Origin of the sequence: Rhizobium sp. CFBP 8762, from assembly GCF_014841565.1 — a bacterium.
Classification (GTDB): Bacteria; Pseudomonadota; Alphaproteobacteria; order Rhizobiales; family Rhizobiaceae; genus CFBP-8762.
The window spans coordinates 459647-475924 of sequence record NZ_JACYUD010000002.1 but is presented as its reverse complement, the minus strand read 5'-3'; the positions used below and the strand labels follow the sequence as shown (position 1 = coordinate 475924).

Genomic DNA, 16278 nt, shown 5'->3' with positions numbered 1-16278 from the left:
AGAATAGAGCTATGAAGCGTATCACCAAGGCGCTCGCCGCCGCTGCTTTATCTGCGTCCATCGCCGCTCCGGCCTTTGCCGAAACGATGCTGACCGTCCACTACCCCATGCCCGGCTTCTTCAAGGACGTGATGGACACGATCTCCAAGAAGTTCATGGAGGAAAATCCCGATATCAAGATCACCTTCGCCAGCCCGTCGGAAAACTACGAGCAGGGCATTCAGACCATCATGCGCCAGGCCGGCACGGCGGAAATGCCCGATATCACCTTTATCGGCCTCAACCGTCTTCGCATGGTGGATGAGCGCGATATCCCGGTCGATCTCGGCCCGTTCATCGCCAAGGAAGGCGACATGGACAAGCTCGGCTTTTCCGATACGATCCTGAAACTGGCGCAGGTTAACGGCAAGCAGGTCGGTCTGGCTTTTGCAACGTCCAACCCCATCATGTATTACAATGCCGATCTCGTCCGCGCGGCCGGTGGCAACCCGGATGTAGCGCCGAAGACCTGGGATGAGGTCATCGACCTAGGCGGTAAGATCAAGGCGCTCAACACCGGCGCTGATGGTATCGATTTCCGCTGGCAGGCGGACGACTGGATGTTCTCCGCCCTTCTGTTCGGCGCTGGTGGCACCATGCTGACACCGGATGAAAAGAAGGTGGCGTTCAACGGTGAAGCAGGCCAGAAGGCTGTGACGCTGCTGGATCGCATGGTCAAGGAAGGCGGCCTTCCGGTCTTTACAAAGGCTGCCGGTGAACAGGCATTCGTGGCTGGCAAGGTTGGTTTTGCATTCCAGACAACCGGCGCGCTGCGCAACACCATCAAGAATGTCGGCGACAAGTTCGACATGCGCACGGCCCCCATTCCGTTGATCGACCCTGCCAATGGCAAGCTGCCGACCGGTGGTAACGCCGTCGTCATGTTGACCCGTGATCCTGCCAAGCAGGACGCCGCCTGGAAGTTCGCCAAGTTTGCTGCTGGCCCCTACGGCGCATCCGTTGTGGTTCCCGGCACGGGCTACGTGCCCAACAACGAGCTGGCCGCAAAGTCGCCCGACTATCTCGGCAACTTCTACAAGGAAAACCCGCTATTCAACGCTGGCCTGAACCAGATGCCGCTGATGCAGCCATGGTACGCGTTCCCCGGCACCAACGGCGTGAAGGTCACCAACACCATCGTTGAAAACCTGTCGCGGATCGTCGAGCAGAAGGCCGATCCGGTCGAAGCGCTGAACGATGCTGCTGACGAAGTGCAGAAGCTGCTGCCGCGCAAGTAAACGGCCTATATCTGCCTGACAGTACCACCGGGGCGCAGGGCGTAATCGACGAAAAGATCACGCCCTGCCGCCCCGTTCATAGTGATATCCAGCAGCATGGACGCCGCCGCCGAGCCCATGCTGGCATTGGGTATGGTGACAGTCGTCAGCACCGGATTGACCAGCGTGCCGATGGAGATACCGTCGAACCCGGCAACGGAGACATCGCCGGGAACCGAAAGCCCTTGCCGACGCACGGCACCCATGACGCCCAGTGCAATCAGATCATTTGAAGCAATCATGGCTGTGGGTTTATGCCGCTCGATCAGCATAGACAGATCGAGCTGATCGTAGTCGTCGATGAAGGAGATTTCCAGCGGGTCCAGCGCCTCAAGCCCATGGTCCTGCATGGCGGCGCGATATCCCTCGAACCGTTGGCGCGCGCGGTCGGACGCGCGAAACTCCCCGGTCACGAACAGAATGCGCCGGTGACCATGCTCCAGAATGTGGGACGTGAGCATGCGCCCCGCTGCCACATTGTCCAGCCGCACGGTGGAGGAATAGCGGTCTGTCGGTGCATTGTGCAGCATAACGGTAGGCGGTAGGTCTCCCCTTAGCGCCGGGCTGGATTTGGGGTTGCAAACGGTCAGGATCAAACCACGAGGGCGTTCTGCGGTCAGCATGGCGACGGCATCGGCCTCGCGGGAAGGATCGTAGTTGGATTGCGCGATCAGCACCCCGTATCCCGCCACCAGCATTCGGTTTTGAATATTCGCCAGCGAGGCTGCAAATACGGGATTGTTGATGGACGGAATCAGCACGCCGATGGCGGGCCTGCGGCGCACGCCACCACGCTCCGGCGTCATTTCATAGCCAAGCTCGGTCACAGCTTTGCGCACCTTGCGCACCATGGCGGCGCTCACCTGTCCCTGCTCGTTCAGCACGCGGCACACCGTTGCCGCAGAGCAGCCCGCACGAGCGGCAACATCCTGCAATGTCGTCATCGTCTTCCTTTACGCACGTAAGTAAAAGACCGGCTATACGAACAAAGCATGGGAGTTTCATGACAGTTTGATGCTGTCGGCTCTGGCTGTTGCCTGCCAATCCACGTAATGGGCAGGGAGAATAGAGGATAACGCTTGGAAACAGCACTGTACCTGCCGATAAAGACGTTTCTGGAAGCGGGCGGTTATCAGGTCAAGGGCGAGATTGGCGGATGTGATCTGGTCGCACTCAGCGATGGTGAGCCGCCGCTGGTGGTGATCTGCGAGCTGAAACTGACGTTCAATCTGGAACTCGTGCTGCAAGCGGTGGACCGCGCAGCAGCGGGTGACGAAATCTGGATTGCGGCGCGGCTGTCTGCCAGGGGCAAGGGCCGGGAGAGTGACCGGCGCTTTCGCGATCTTTGCCGCAAGCTGGGGTTCGGCATGTTGACCGTCGCGGACAGTGGGCAAGTGGATATTCTGGTCAGCCCCGCCGGTCCCGCGCCACGCAAGAACCTGCGCAAACGCTCGCGCCTCGTGGATGAACATCGCCGCCGAAAGGGAGACCCGGCGCTGGGTGGCAGCACGCGCGCGCCGATTATGACAGCCTATCGCCAGCAGGCGCTTGTTTGTGCGCAAGCGCTTTACAGCGGGCATAAGCGCCCACGAGACTTGCGGGAGGTGGCACCGGATGCGGCAAAAATTTTGCACAACAACGTCTATGGCTGGTTCCAACGAGTGGAACGAGGTGTTTACGCGCTGACAGACGTTGGACTTGCTGCAGTGCAGGCCTATTTGAAAACGTGCAGCGCATAATTTTAGCGTCTCTCGATACCAAGCGTTAACCATAGGCTCCCTATGACTGGAGGACAAGCAGTATAGGAGAGCGAATCGATGGCAACGGACACAGCAAAACAGGCAGAGAGCCGGGATTGCCGGATTGTGCCATTTCCGCTGAAAAACCGCGCGGCAACCGTGCGCCAGAGTGCTGAAATCCTGGACACCACGCATGGTGAGGCAGCGCTTGTGTTCTGGCGCGCGCAGTGCCGCTCACTGGCCGATGAACTTCTGGCGCTCGGCTGTTCAGAGGATGACATGCGCGAGCAGGTGTTCAATTTCCAGAACGAGGTGCAGGCGGAACTGATGCGTCGTCACTGGGAAGCTGATGCTCGAGATTATCCGATGCAGATGCGTGAAACGACGGATTAGAGCGCTATTTGATCTGATTGAATCAGATCGGCGCTCGATCTCCTTGTTTGTCGCATTGTCCGGACGTGAAACAACTCCCCTTCGCACCGGTCGGATTATGCTCTAACCGGACAGGGTCTTGACCTTCGTCAGGTCGGGAAACAGCCGCATCCACAACAGCACGACCGTAATCGTTCCAAGGCCGCCGATGACGCCCGTCGTTACGGGGCCGACGAAACCGGCGAGCATGCCGGACTCAAATTCCCCCAACTGGTTGGACGTGCCGATAAACAGCGAGTTTACCGCATTCACGCGGCCCCGCATGGCGTCGGGCGTCAGCAGTTGCACCAGAGAGCTGCGGATCACCACACTCACCGCATCGGACGCGCCGACGATCAGCAACGCCAACACAGAAAGCGCGATGCTGGTGGAAATGGCAAACACGATTGTTGCCAGTCCAAATACGCCAACGGATAGAAACATCTTGCGCCCGACATTGTCCTGAATGGGCCAGCGGGCCAGCACGATGGACATGCCAAGCGCGCCGACAGCGGGTGCGGCCCGCAGAAGACCAAGGCCCCATGGGCCGGCCTGCAGAATATCGCTTGCGAAAATCGGCAACAACGCGGTGGCACCGCCCAGAAGCACGGCGAACAGATCCAGCGAGATCGTGCCGAGCATTACGGGGCTGCGGATGAAGGACACACCGGCAAACACGGATGCCAGTGTCACCGGCTCACGGGAGGCAACCTTACGTTCCATGCGGATGGAAATGACGTTGATGCTTGCAATGGCAAACAGCACCGTGGAAACCATGAAGGGCACGACCGGGCCTATACCGTAGAGCAGGCCGCCGAGCGAGGGACCGACGATCAGTGCCGTCTGCATCATGGAGGTGGAGGTGGCGATGGCCTGCTGCAGCAAGCTGGGTGGCACGATATTGGGCAGAAGAGAGGCCATTGTCGGTCGCTCAAACGCCTGCGCTGCACCCAGAACAGCAACCGCGCAGAAGATGCCGACCGGGTGGAGCACATTGTACCAGACGGCGATCCCCAGCACCAAAACCGTCACTGCTTCAACCAGTTGGCAAGCAAGGCCAATGCGTCTGCGATCAAACCGGTCTGCCACATCGCCAACGATGAAGGTAAGAAACACCATGGGCAAAAACTGGAACAGGCCCACAAGACCCAGCGCAAAGGCGCTTTTGGTCTGGTCATATACCATCCAGCCCATGGCGATGGCGATGGATTGGAAACCCAGTGACGAAAACACGCGCGATGCGGCAAAGTTGAGATAGCCCGGATGGCGGAGAACGCTCTCGCGAACGGGTAATGGCTGATCCATGCTGATTGTCCTGCTCACTGCCGCTGTGGCAGATACCAGCGACGAAACTGCAATTGAGCACGTCGCGAGGCAGTAGCTATCAGGCGGCGGATGGCGGGAAAAGCGAATTGTGAAACTGATTTGCTGTTGTAGCAGGGGCTTGAACGAAAGCCGCCCGTTTTCGCAAACGGGCGGCTGTGTTTATAAACTTAGGCAGACTGGATGGCAGACAGTTTCCAGTCTTCACCCGGCTCACGTACGAAGGTCCAGACTTCCGTCGTTTCAGTCGGCTTGCTGGCATCGCCTTCGATCACGTCGCCGGTCGCGCGATCCACCATCACGTCGATGCTGGAGTAAGCCATGGCAACGGTTGCGTACTCAACGCCATCTTCGCTCCAGCTTTCCGACAGGTCGCCTTGATGAAGAACGACATCGGACACGCGGTTGCGCTGTCCCTTTGTAGCGATCTCGCCCAGTTCCTGTGACAAATATGACATGGCTTCCGGCGTCGTCAGCTTGCGCAGCGCCGCGTAATCTTCACGGCCGTAGGCGGCCTGAACGTCAGCCAACATGCGTTCGAACTGCTCAAAATCCGCCTGCTCGATCTTTACATCACCAATAACGGGCTGGCGCTGGGGGGCTGCCTGTGACTGGCTCTGTGCTTGCGCGCCAAATCCCGGCTGCGCCGAATTAGGGCGATCTGCCTGCTGTTTGGCTCCGCCACCAATATCGGGAATGCGGAAGGACGAGCCGCCCGCAGGGCGATCCTCGTAAGCGCTGCGCGAGACAGGCCCACCAGCAGCGGCTGGCGTCTGGCGACGGCTTGCAAAAAAGCGCATGGCGAGGAAAGCGATACCGGCAAACAGCGCGATCTGTACCAGCATGGCAAGAAAGCCTGCGCCGCCGCCAAAGCCTTGGCCCAGCAACATGCCAAGCAGGCCACCGGCGACCAGACCGCCGAGCATGGAACCGCCAAAGCCGCCAAACAGGCCACCGGGGCGCTGCTGGCCAACCTGTGGCTGTGCCGCTGTTGGCTGGTTTGCCTGATTGGTCTGTGTGCGCGGCGTCATGGAGCGATCAATGGGAGCGGGGGCAGCAGGCGCAGTGCGTGTGGGCGCTGGCGCGGAATAGGTGCGTGTGCCACGGCTGCCGAAGCCGCCACCGCCCCGGCGCGCATCAGCCGTGTCAATCGTTGCCAAAGAGAAAGCCAGTCCCATGGCAAGAACTGCGGTTATCTGGGTCAAGCGTGAGGTGGCACCAAACATGTGTGTCTCCTGAATTCATCGGTTTGAGCCTAATATAGGGAGAGGTTGAATGAAATACCAATGGCCCAAGGACTTTCTTGCGTCGCCATCACCAATCTTTTGCTTCTCGCCGGGTCGTGTGCAACAAACTTCCCGCTTGCACATTTGGCAAAACACGATTGGAGTGCCCGCCGCATGCCCGAAACCGCCCTTTGCCTGATACCGGAATGGCTGACGCAATCGCCCGCATGGGGCGTGTCCCTGCAAATCTATGAGCTGCGCTCGTCACGCAACTGGGGCATCGGCGATTTTGCTGATTTGCGGGCCATATGCGCCATTGTTGCTAAGGCAGGCGGGGATTTTGTCGGCATCAATCCTGTGCACGCCCTGTTTTTGGTGGATGCGGCCCATTGCAGCCCCTATTCACCCTCCAACCGGCAATGCCTGAACCCGTTGTATCTCGCCATTGACGAACTGCCATCTTATACCCCGGACGCTGGCGAACTCGCCGAGGCCGAAAAGCTTCGTGCTGGCGAACTGGTGGATTACGAAGGCGTTGCTGCGCTTAAACTGCGCGCTCTCAGGCGTTTGTACGAAAGCTGGAAGATGGCGCCGGATGCGGCGTTTGGCGGTTTCAAAAACGCCAATCCGGTGGCAGCCCGCCATGCGCTTTTTGAAGCTCTGTCGTTTCAAATGGTAGCCGAAGGCAGGGATAAGGGATGGTCGGGTTGGCCCAAAGCCTACGGAAACCCTGATGGCAAAGCGGTCCAGACCTTTGCGCAACATCATGCCGATGACATTCAGTTTCATCTTTGGCTGCAATATCTTTGTGACATGCAACTAACGCAAACGCGCAATGACGCCCGGCAAAGCGGCCTGCGGTTGGGATTGTACATTGATCTCGCTGTCGGAGAGGTTCCCGACGGGTCAGCGACCTGGAGCGCGCGCGAAGCATTTGTCAGCCATGCGACAATTGGTACACCGCCGGATAATTTCACCGAGCACGGCCAGTCCTGGGGGTTAACGCCACTGGCCCCGGATGTGCTTATGGATACCGATGGTGAAGCCTTCACCGCCGCTGTAACCGCGGCCATGCGCTATGGTGAGGTGCTGCGCATTGACCATGCGTTGATGCTGTGGCGGTTGTATTTTCTTCAGGGTAATGCGGAGAAGCGAAGCGGTGAGTACATGTCCTACCCCACGGATGTGATGATCCGTGCACTGGCGCGCGCATCGCATGACCACGGTTGCGTGGTCATCGGCGAAGACCTTGGCGATGTGCCGGACGGGTTTCGCGAGCAGATGGAAGAGCACAATATACTCTCCTATCGCCTGCTGTATTTTGAGCGCAAAAGGGCTGCATTCCTGCCCAGCAATGACTATCCACCTGTCGCACTCGCATGTCTTGCCACGCACGATCTGCCAACCCTGAAAGGCTGGTGGGACGGCAACGATATCGTCCTTCGCAACAGGCTGGGCATGTCCGAGCGCGATACGGCACGGCAAAAACGCCTGCGCGTGCGGGAGCGAAAGGCCTTGCTGGCAGCGCTGCTTGCGGAAGATCTGCTCAGCCAGAAGGACGTGGATGCCGTGCTGCAAAAGCGCCGTCACGGCCCGCTGCCGGATGCGGTGTTGATCGCCGCGCATCGCTTCATTGCCAGAACCCCGTCCATGCTGGCTGCTGCCAGACTTGCGGACCTAACGGGTGAGCACAAGGCAACCAACGTTCCGGGCTTTGCGGAAGGCTATCCCAACTGGCGGCCCAAACTGGCCTATACGGTAGAGGAGATTGCGGATTTACCGTTGTTTGGCAGCATCACGTCTGCACTGGCTACGGAACGGCCAAGAGGCAAAACCGCCACCCCCGCCGCACGGCGGGGATGACGGTTACAGGTTTAACTCCGCGAACGCTTGCCGCGTGCACTGGCGATATTTGTTGGGGCCGTACCGGCCTCCGCAGCCAGACTTTCGGCTGTAATCTTTTCTGGCGAGAGGGTGCCGGGTTCTGCCGGCCCACCAGCGTCATCAACTCCGTTCTGGGACTGGAGAATGGGGCTGTCCTCGGACGAGGAAAGTGAAGTTTCGCTATCGGGCAATTCGCCCGCCAGTTCCGTCGCTGCTTCCTGCCAATGGCGATCATGATGGCCATCCGGGCGGCCTTCGCTAACCCACTTATCGTAGGCGCGGTCTCTGATGCGGGATTCTTTTTCGTCGGACATGAACTTCCTCCTTGAGTATGCCTCTACAAGCTTGAGGTCATACGACCAACAAAGTAGCACAGGTTTTGTTCCTGACCAGATGGTTGTCAACAAAGTGAAAGGTTAGCATGGAACAAATGACCGGCGAAAAGCTTATTAGACATTGTTTATAGGGGCAGCACACGCATGGGCATGACTGACAGTCTGTATTCTATCGAATCTGGTAATTTTGAAGAGTTGGGGGCAAATTGGGATGGACGTGGCGTTAATTTCGCGCTGTTTTCCGCCCATGCAGAACGGGTGGAACTCTGCCTGTTCGATGACAGCGGCGAACACGAAGTTGCCCGGCTGACGCTGCCGGAATATACCAACGAAGTCTGGCATGGTTACGTGCCTGGTTTGAAGCCCGGTGCCCTCTACGGCTTTCGCGTCCATGGCGCGTACGATCCGGGCGCTGGCCATCGGTTCAACGCCAACAAATTGCTGATCGACCCCTATGCCCGCGAACTTTCCGGCGCTTTGAAATGGTCGGACGCGCATTTTGCCTACGATATCTATTCCGAAGACAAAGACCTGACATTCGACACGCGCGACAATGCGGCCGAAATGGTCAAGTGCCGCGTGGTCGACCCGCGTGCCTATGACTGGCACGATGACCGCCGCCCGAATATCCCATGGTCCAATACTACCTTGTACGAAACCCATGTGAAGGGTTTTACCCAGCTTCATCCAGCTTTGCCGCCGGAACTGCGCGGCACGTTTGAGGGCTTGGAGCACAAGGCCATTGTTGACTACATCAAGGCACTTGGCATTACGTCGGTGGAACTTTTGCCGGTGCATGAGTTCCCTGATGATCAGCATTTGCTGGACCGTGGCTTGAAGAACTTCTGGGGCTACAACACGCTTAGCTTCTTCGCGCCTGCGTCCCGCTATTACGGCCCTCGCGGTCTCGTCGGTTTTCGGGATATGGTGCGCACCTTCCACGATGCGGGTATCGAGGTTATTCTCGACGTGGTGTACAACCACACCGCCGAGGGTAACGAGCTTGGCCCAACGCTGTCGTTCAAGGGCATCGACAATTTCTCCTACTACCGCACGCTGCCGGATAACCACCGCTATTACATCAACGATACTGGCACGGGAAACACCGTCAACACATCCCATCCGCGCGTGTTGCAAATGGTGACGGACTCGCTGCGCTATTGGGTGGAGCACATGCATGTGGATGGCTTCCGCTTCGATCTCGGCACCATTCTGGGCCGTGAGCCGGAGGGGTTCGATCAACGCGGTGGCTTCTTCGATGTGATGACGCAGGATCCGGTTCTGGCCAAGGTCAAGCTGATTGGTGAGCCATGGGATATTGGCCCCGGCGGCTACCAGCTTGGCGGCTTCCCACCCGGCTGGGCCGAGTGGAACGACCGCTACCGTGACAATGTCCGTGAATACTGGCTGAATACGGAGCACACCGCACCGGGTTTTGCAGCGCGTATTCTCGGCTCCGGCGATATCTATGATATTCGTGGGCGTCGCCCGTGGTCCAGCGTCAACTTTCTGGCGGCGCACGATGGCTTCACGCTCAACGACCTCGTGTCCTACAATGAAAAGCACAACGAGGCCAATGGCGAGGATAACAAGGATGGCCACGACCATAACCGCAGCTTCAACTACGGTGCCGAAGGCAAGACGGATGATGCCGGTATCCTAGAGGTGCGCGAGCGCCAGAAACGCAATATGCTGGCCACGCTGTTTCTGTCCCACGGCACGCCCATGCTGCTGGCCGGTGACGAATTCGGTCGCACGCAGGACGGCAACAACAACGGTTATTGCCAGGATAATGAAATCAGTTGGGTTCGTTGGGAGGAACTGTCTGAGGCGGATGAATCGCTCAGCGCTTTCGCCAGCCGCCTGACGGCACTTCGTGCAGCGCAGCCGCTGTTCCGGCGTGAAAGTTTCCGTGATGGAATGGAGATCAATTGGATCAATCCCGGCGGCGGCAACCAGCAGCAGGAGCATTGGGAAGAGGGCGGCACCACCATCGGCGTTCATCTCTCCCGCGCCGATCTGGCTGATGTCGAGGATGTCTGGTCGGAGGCCCTCGTGCTGTTCAATCCGTATGACGGCGATATCGATTTCAAACTACCGGAAAGCACATCCGGCTGGCGTCTGAACCTTACGACCTCAGATCCCACTTATGTGGATGGTGAGGGTGAGGCCTTGAAGGACAGTTATACGATGGGCCCACGCAGCCTTGCGGTTCTCCATCCGGCTTAAACACGACGAACCTTCCGGCGGCGCCGGAGGGTTTCTTTTTAGCAGATGGGGATGAGCGGCAAACCGCCCTGTACAATTTCAGCAAACGACGGTATGAAAGGGTATAGAACTGGCCCGCAATGTGTGGGCCGTGGCGACTGTGCCTGTTCCGAAACGAAAATCCGGTATTGGGCGCGAGACACCGACATTCCGAAAGACGAGATATGACAGAGTTTGAAGGCATCGTTCCGGCGATTGCCCAGGCGCTCACCAAGCGCGGCTACAGCACCCTGACCCCCGTACAAAAGGCGGTTTTGGGCCACGAACTGGGAGATGCGGACGCGCTCGTTTCAGCGCAGACCGGCTCCGGCAAGACCGTGGCCTTCGGTTTGGCGCTGGCACCGCAACTGCTGGATGGCGCTGAAAAATTTGGAGCACCTGGTGCGCCACTGGCGCTGGTGGTTGCCCCCACCCGTGAACTGGCATTGCAGGTCAAGCGCGAACTGGAATGGCTCTACGAGTTGACCGGTGCCACCGTTGCTTCCTGCGTTGGCGGCATGGATATGCGCACCGAGCGTCGCACGCTGGAGCGCGGCGCGCACATTGTGGTCGGTACGCCCGGTCGCCTGCGTGACCATATCACCCGCAAATCGCTGGATATGTCCAAGCTGAAAGCAGCAGTTCTGGACGAAGCCGATGAAATGCTGGACCTTGGCTTCCGCGAGGATCTGGAATTTATCCTCGAATCAGCACCTGCCGAGCGCCGCACCCTGATGTTTTCGGCGACGGTTTCACGCCCTATCGCGACGCTTGCGAAAAGCTATCAGCGCGATGCCGTCCGCATCAGCGCCTCCACCGAGCAGGTGCAGCACGTCGATATCGAATATCGTGCTCTTACCGTTACCCCGCAGGACCGGGAAAACGCAATTATCAACGTTCTGCGCTATTATGAAGCCAAGAATGCGCTGGTGTTTTGCAACACCCGCGCCACCGTCAACCATTTGATGGCCCGGTTTAACAATCGCGGCTTTTCGGTTGTCGCGCTGTCTGGCGAGCTCAGCCAGAACGAGCGCACCCATGCGCTTCAGGCTATGCGCGACGGCCGCGCTCGCGTCTGCATTGCCACCGACGTTGCCGCTCGCGGCATTGACTTGCCGGGTCTGGAACTCGTCATTCACGCAGACCTGCCAACCAACCCTGAAACACTGCTGCATCGCAGTGGCCGTACAGGCCGCGCCGGTCGCAAGGGTGTCAGCGCGCTGATCGTTCCCGGCAGCGCCCGCCGCAAGGCCGAGCGTCTGTTGCAGTCCGCCGACATTCGCGCCGAATGGGCCCGTCCGCCATCGGCAGACGACGTGACCGCCCGTGACGACGAGCGCCTGCTGGCAGACCCGAACCTGAACGATGCGATTCAGGATGAGGAAAAGGATTTCGTTCAGCAGCTTTTGTCGCGCCACAGTGCCGAGCAGGTTGCTGCCGCATTCGTGCGCCTGTACCGTGTTGGTCGTTCTGCTCCGGAAGACCTGCTCGATACCGGACCCGTCACGGAAGAGCGTCGCAGCCCACGCGAAGAGTTTGGCGAAAGCGTGTGGTTCACCGTGTCTGTTGGCCGCGCCGAAAATGCCGAGCCGCGCTGGCTGATCCCCATGCTGTGCCGCGTGGGCAAGATCACCAAGCGCGACATTGGCCAGATCAAGATGCAGCAGGACGAGACCTATGTGGAACTGGCCGCCGGGAGCGCCGACGCGTTCGTAAAGGCTGTTGGTCCGAACCGGATGCTCGATAACGGCATCAAGATTATGCAGCTTTCCAGCCCGCCGGACCTGTCTGCGCGCAACTACGCAAAGGCCGGACCGAAAAAGTCTTACAGCGCGCCGAAGTCCAACGACCGGGGTGAGCGTCCCAAGCGCGCGGAAGCTGGCGATGCCAAGCCATGGGCCAAGAAGCCGGGCAAGCCCGCTTTTGCCAAAGGCGATGGTAAGCCACGAAGTCGGCGGCCCAACTAGTTTTCTCGCGTTCGTGCGTTTGAGAGCATATGATACCCCTAAGCCGCCTACGGGCGGCTTTTTTGTGTTCTTATCTGCGTGCAACGAACCAAATCGTTCCTTATATTCAACTTTAAACTTGCAGTCGTATGTCAAGATATGTAAAGGCTCCATAAGAGTATTCTTATGGAGATACAAAGTGCGTTCTGGAAATTGGATGAAACGGGCAGCGATTGCCTTCGGTCTCGGTGTCAGCTTGATGTCATCGGCAGCGCTCGCAGAGGTCAAGACCATCACCGACGTCATCGGTCGTGAGGTCAAGGTTGATCTGCCTGCCAAGCGCGTGCTGCTTGGCTTCTATTTTGAAGACTACATGGCCATTGGCGGCGAAAAAGCGTTCGACAAGGTTGTTGGCATCTCGCGCGAAGCCTGGGAAGGCTGGATTCCTGCAAACTGGGACATGCACATCAAGCACCGCCCGTCGCTGAAAGACATTCCAGACGTTGGTGAAGTTGAAGTCCAGAACTTCTCGGTTGAAAAGGTACTGAGCCTCAAGCCTGATGTCGTTATTCTGGCTGACTGGCAGTACAAGGCGCTTGGCCTTGATGCCGATCGCATTGAAGAAGCTGGCATTCCCGTGGTCGTTGTCGATTACAATGCGCAGACGGTGGAGCGCCACGTAGCCTCGACGCTCGTTCTTGGTGAGATCGTTGGTGAAGAAGCCCGCGCCAAGGAAATCGCTGATTTCTACAAGGGCTCGCTCGATGACGTCGCCGCGCGGGTTGCCAAGGCCAACGCTGCCAAGCCCCGCGTCTACACCGAGTTTGGCAACAAGGGCCCGGGTGAATACTCCTTTACCTATGGCAAGAACATGTGGGGCGCGATGGCGACCGCAGCCGGTGGCGATAATATCGCGGCACCCTTTGTCGAGTGGTTTGGGCCCATCAACCCTGAGCAGGTGCTGACCTCAAAACCTGAAGCCATCTTCCTTTCCGGCAATGAGCGCCGCAAAATCCCATCGTCGATCCTGATGGGTCAGGGTATTGAAGAAGGTGAAGCCAGTGATCGTCTGAAGGGGTTTCTGGCCCGCGACGGCTGGAGCGAACTGCCAGCAGTCAAGAACAACAAGGTCTATGCGGTCTATCAGGGCGCATCGCGCACACTTTCGGATTTCGCACTCGTGCAGTTCATGGCCAAGCAACTGTATCCTGAGCAGTTCAGCGATGTTGATCCGAATGCGAACTACATTGACTACTACAAAAAGTACCTTCCGGTTACACCAAAGGGCACTTTCATGATCGGGCTTAATCCCTGATCGATTAGCCGCCCCGCATGTTAGGCGTGCGGGGCGAGGTCGATTTCGCACGGTTTGCTGGCGCTCACTTTCAATACTTCGCTCGAGGTTGCGCCTCTAAAGCTGATGCCCAGAGCACTGTCCAGCCGTAAATGCGGTATCGCTGTTACGGCTGGACAATGTGTAAACACAACTGCTCCAGAACGCGCAACGGTACAGAGACCCAATGCTGACACCCTCCGCAATCGGCACCGCGATTGCCGCCCACCGCATACGCGAGAGGCGGCGCTGGCATGCCATCTTTCTGTTCCTCTTAATCGCGCTTGTGTCTTTCGTACTGGATGTTGCAACCGGGCCGTCCATGCTCAGCCCTGCTGCGGTGGTGTCTTCGATATTTCGCATCGGCGACAGTGATGCAATGACGGATGCCATCGTCATGTCGTTGCGTCTACCGATGGCGCTGATGGCTCTGGTGGTTGGTGCCGCACTGGGCGCGGGTGGTGCGCAGATGCAGACGCTGCTGAACAACCCGATGGCTAGCCCCTACACGCTTGGTATGGCGGCTGCCGCCGGTTTCGGTGCCGCGCTCAGCCTCTACTTCGGCGGGTTTGGGCTGGAGCCGATGATTTCGGTCCCCCTCGGTGCCTTCATTTTTTCCATGCTGGCAGCAGCATTCCTGTTTGCGCTGTCGGCCATGCGCCGGGTAAGCGGCGAAACCATTATTCTAGGCGGCATCGCGCTGCTCTTTCTGTTTCAATCGTTGTTGTCGTTGCTCCAGTTTTTATCCTCGCCGGAGCTTGCGCAACAAATTCTGTTCTGGCTGTTTGGCAGTCTGACCAAAACCACCTGGCCCACGCTCGCCATTACCGCTGGTGTCACATTCGTTAGTTGCCTGATCCTGCTCGGTTATTCCTGGAAGCTGGCAGCGTTGCGCATGGGCGAAGCCCGTGCCGCAAGCCTCGGCGTCAATGTCAGTCGTTTGCGCATCGAGGTTCTGGCCGTCGTGGCGATCATGACGGCCACCGCGACAAGCTTTGTCGGCGTCATTGGTTTTATCGGTCTTGTCGCTCCACACATTGCCCGCATGGTCGTCGGCGAGGACCAGCGCTTCTATCTGCCCATGTCGCTTCTGGCGGGCGCCGTCATGTTGTCAGCGGCTTCAGTTTTGTCGAAGTCGATTGTTCCCGGCGCGCTGTTCCCGGTTGGCATCATCACGGCCATTGTCGGCGTGCCATTTTTATTGTGGCTCATTTTTGCGCGCAAGAGGTCCCTATGATCCATCTTGACTCGGTTGAAATTCGCAGGGGCGGTCAGGTCATCGTCAGCGATCTCTCCGCGCATTTGCAGCCCGGCCACGTCCACGCAATTCTGGGGCCAAACGGCACGGGCAAAACAACGCTGCTGCGTGCTTTGTTCGGCGAGTTACCGATTTCGTCCGGCCGTATACGGCTGGGTGATTTGGTCATGGCCGAGCGTCCACCGTCGCACTGGCGTGATCACTTTTCCTACATGTCTCAGGATAACAATGCAGATGTCGCATTGACGGTTCTGGAAGTGGTGGTCCTTGGCCGTCTTGGAAAGCTGCAGCTTCATATCGATGATGAAATTTTGACACTTGCACTCGAAAAGCTTCAGGAAACGGGCATTCTCCATCTGGCAGACCGCTATATCGCCTCGCTGAGCGGTGGACAGCGGCAAATGGCGCTGTTTGCGCAGGTGTTGATGCGTGAACCCAAAGCCATGCTTCTGGACGAGCCCTGCAGCGCACTGGATATGAAGCACCAGATGAGCTTGCTGGAATTGCTGGTGCAGGAAACCCGACGCAACAACTGGACCTCTGTCGTTGTCCTGCACGATCTCAATCTCGCCGCCCAGTACGCCGACCGGCTGCTGGTGTTGGGAGGTGGTCGGTGTCAGGCGTTTGGCGCACCTGCAGACGTCCTGACGCCGGAACTGGTGTCCAAAACCTACGGCGTTCCTGTTGAAATTCTCCACGACAGCGCCGGTCACCCGGTCATCCAACCCGTTCGTCCACGCACCATCAGTTTTCATAGGGAAGCATCATGAAACATGTCCGCCTCGCAACCATCATTTGCGCAACCTTCGCCTTGGCTGCTCCGGCACTGGCTGCCGATCATACCATTAATATGCTGAACTACGGTGCAGACGGCGGAATGGTGTTCGAACCTGCCTTCGTCAAGGTGGAGGTGGGGGACACCGTCACATTCCAGCCAAAGAACACCAGCCATTACGTGCAATCCTATGTAACACCGGAAGGCGTGACCCCCTGGAAGAGCAAGCTGGACGAGCCGTTCACTGTAACAATCGATAAGGAAGGCGTGTATATGTACTATTGCCCGCCACACTTGATGATGTCGATGATCGGGGTCATTCAGGCTGGCAATGCCACCAATATGGAAGCGGTAACCGCCAAGGCGGCCAAGTTGAAGCCGAAGCTGGTGATGAAGGGTGAAAGACTGGACGCCTATCTAGGGAAGATCGCGAAATAGCGTCAATATTATCCACTGATACAACGACCTTTCGTCCATCTTACGCC

General features: G+C 58.3%; 14 protein-coding genes. 10 read left to right on the top strand and 4 right to left on the bottom strand.

Translation table 11 applies throughout. The features are described 5' to 3' along the window. Positions 1-11 precede the first annotated feature (11 nt). Positions 12-1277 carry an ABC transporter substrate-binding protein gene (locus IFT84_RS07365; RefSeq protein ID WP_192118006.1) on the top strand — a complete coding sequence of 422 codons (1266 nt, stop codon included), beginning with the start codon at positions 12-14 and terminating at the stop codon, positions 1275-1277. A gap of 5 nt (positions 1278-1282) precedes the next feature. Here the strand turns inward: IFT84_RS07365 and IFT84_RS07360 are convergent, their stop codons facing one another. After that, a complete protein-coding gene (locus IFT84_RS07360; protein ID WP_192118005.1) occupies positions 1283-2260 on the bottom strand; it encodes a substrate-binding domain-containing protein in 978 nt (325 codons plus the stop codon). A 135-nt stretch (positions 2261-2395) separates the two neighbouring features. On the opposite strand from IFT84_RS07360, the gene IFT84_RS07355 reads away from it, so the two are divergent. Both IFT84_RS07355 and IFT84_RS07350 read left to right on the top strand, forming a co-directional pair. Further along, on the top strand, positions 2396-3055 hold the full coding sequence (locus IFT84_RS07355) for a DUF2161 domain-containing phosphodiesterase (RefSeq protein WP_192118004.1): 660 nt from the start codon (positions 2396-2398) through the stop codon (positions 3053-3055). 78 nt (positions 3056-3133) lie between these two features. Beyond that, positions 3134-3448 carry a DUF6074 family protein gene (locus tag IFT84_RS07350; protein WP_192118003.1) on the top strand — a complete coding sequence of 105 codons (315 nt, stop codon included), beginning with the start codon at positions 3134-3136 and terminating at the stop codon, positions 3446-3448. A gap of 102 nt (positions 3449-3550) precedes the next feature. Here IFT84_RS07350 and IFT84_RS07345 read toward each other — a convergent pair whose 3' ends face one another. Next, positions 3551-4771 carry an MFS transporter gene (locus IFT84_RS07345; protein WP_192118002.1) on the bottom strand — a complete coding sequence of 407 codons (1221 nt, stop codon included), beginning with the start codon at positions 4769-4771 and terminating at the stop codon, positions 3551-3553. A 188-nt stretch (positions 4772-4959) separates the two neighbouring features. Further along, positions 4960-6015 (bottom strand): Tim44 domain-containing protein, encoded by a 1056-nt coding sequence (locus tag IFT84_RS07340; protein WP_192118001.1) that lies wholly within the window; start codon positions 6013-6015, stop codon positions 4960-4962. Between the two features lie 174 nt (positions 6016-6189). On the opposite strand from IFT84_RS07340, the gene malQ reads away from it, so the two are divergent. Beyond that, a complete protein-coding gene (malQ, locus tag IFT84_RS07335; protein WP_192118000.1) occupies positions 6190-7878 on the top strand; it encodes a 4-alpha-glucanotransferase in 1689 nt (562 codons plus the stop codon). A gap of 11 nt (positions 7879-7889) precedes the next feature. Here the strand turns inward: malQ and IFT84_RS07330 are convergent, their stop codons facing one another. Continuing rightward, positions 7890-8213, bottom strand: a complete 324-nt coding sequence (locus IFT84_RS07330) for a DUF2934 domain-containing protein (protein ID WP_192117999.1) — start codon at positions 8211-8213, stop codon at positions 7890-7892. A gap of 165 nt (positions 8214-8378) precedes the next feature. Between IFT84_RS07330 and glgX the strand changes: the two genes are divergently transcribed. The 6 genes from glgX (at position 8379) to IFT84_RS07300 (ending at position 16231) form a co-directional block, all read left to right on the top strand. Beyond that, the gene (gene glgX / locus IFT84_RS07325) at positions 8379-10463 is read left to right on the top strand and encodes a glycogen debranching protein GlgX (protein WP_446737576.1); all 2085 of its coding nucleotides are present in this window, start codon (positions 8379-8381) and stop codon (positions 10461-10463) included. A gap of 203 nt (positions 10464-10666) precedes the next feature. Continuing rightward, positions 10667-12448, top strand: a complete 1782-nt coding sequence (locus IFT84_RS07320) for a DEAD/DEAH box helicase (RefSeq protein WP_192117997.1) — start codon at positions 10667-10669, stop codon at positions 12446-12448. Between the two features lie 196 nt (positions 12449-12644). Beyond that, positions 12645-13742 carry an ABC transporter substrate-binding protein gene (locus IFT84_RS07315; protein ID WP_192117996.1) on the top strand — a complete coding sequence of 366 codons (1098 nt, stop codon included), beginning with the start codon at positions 12645-12647 and terminating at the stop codon, positions 13740-13742. 205 nt (positions 13743-13947) lie between these two features. Then, on the top strand, positions 13948-14997 hold the full coding sequence (locus tag IFT84_RS07310; RefSeq protein ID WP_192117995.1) for a FecCD family ABC transporter permease: 1050 nt from the start codon (positions 13948-13950) through the stop codon (positions 14995-14997). Then, on the top strand, positions 14994-15788 hold the full coding sequence (locus tag IFT84_RS07305; protein WP_192117994.1) for an ABC transporter ATP-binding protein: 795 nt from the start codon (positions 14994-14996) through the stop codon (positions 15786-15788). Before IFT84_RS07310 ends, IFT84_RS07305 begins: the two co-directional genes overlap by 4 nt. Then, positions 15785-16231 (top strand): pseudoazurin, encoded by a 447-nt coding sequence (locus IFT84_RS07300; RefSeq protein WP_192117993.1) that lies wholly within the window; start codon positions 15785-15787, stop codon positions 16229-16231. The genes IFT84_RS07305 and IFT84_RS07300 overlap by 4 nt, the downstream gene beginning before the upstream one ends. Positions 16232-16278 lie beyond the last annotated feature (47 nt).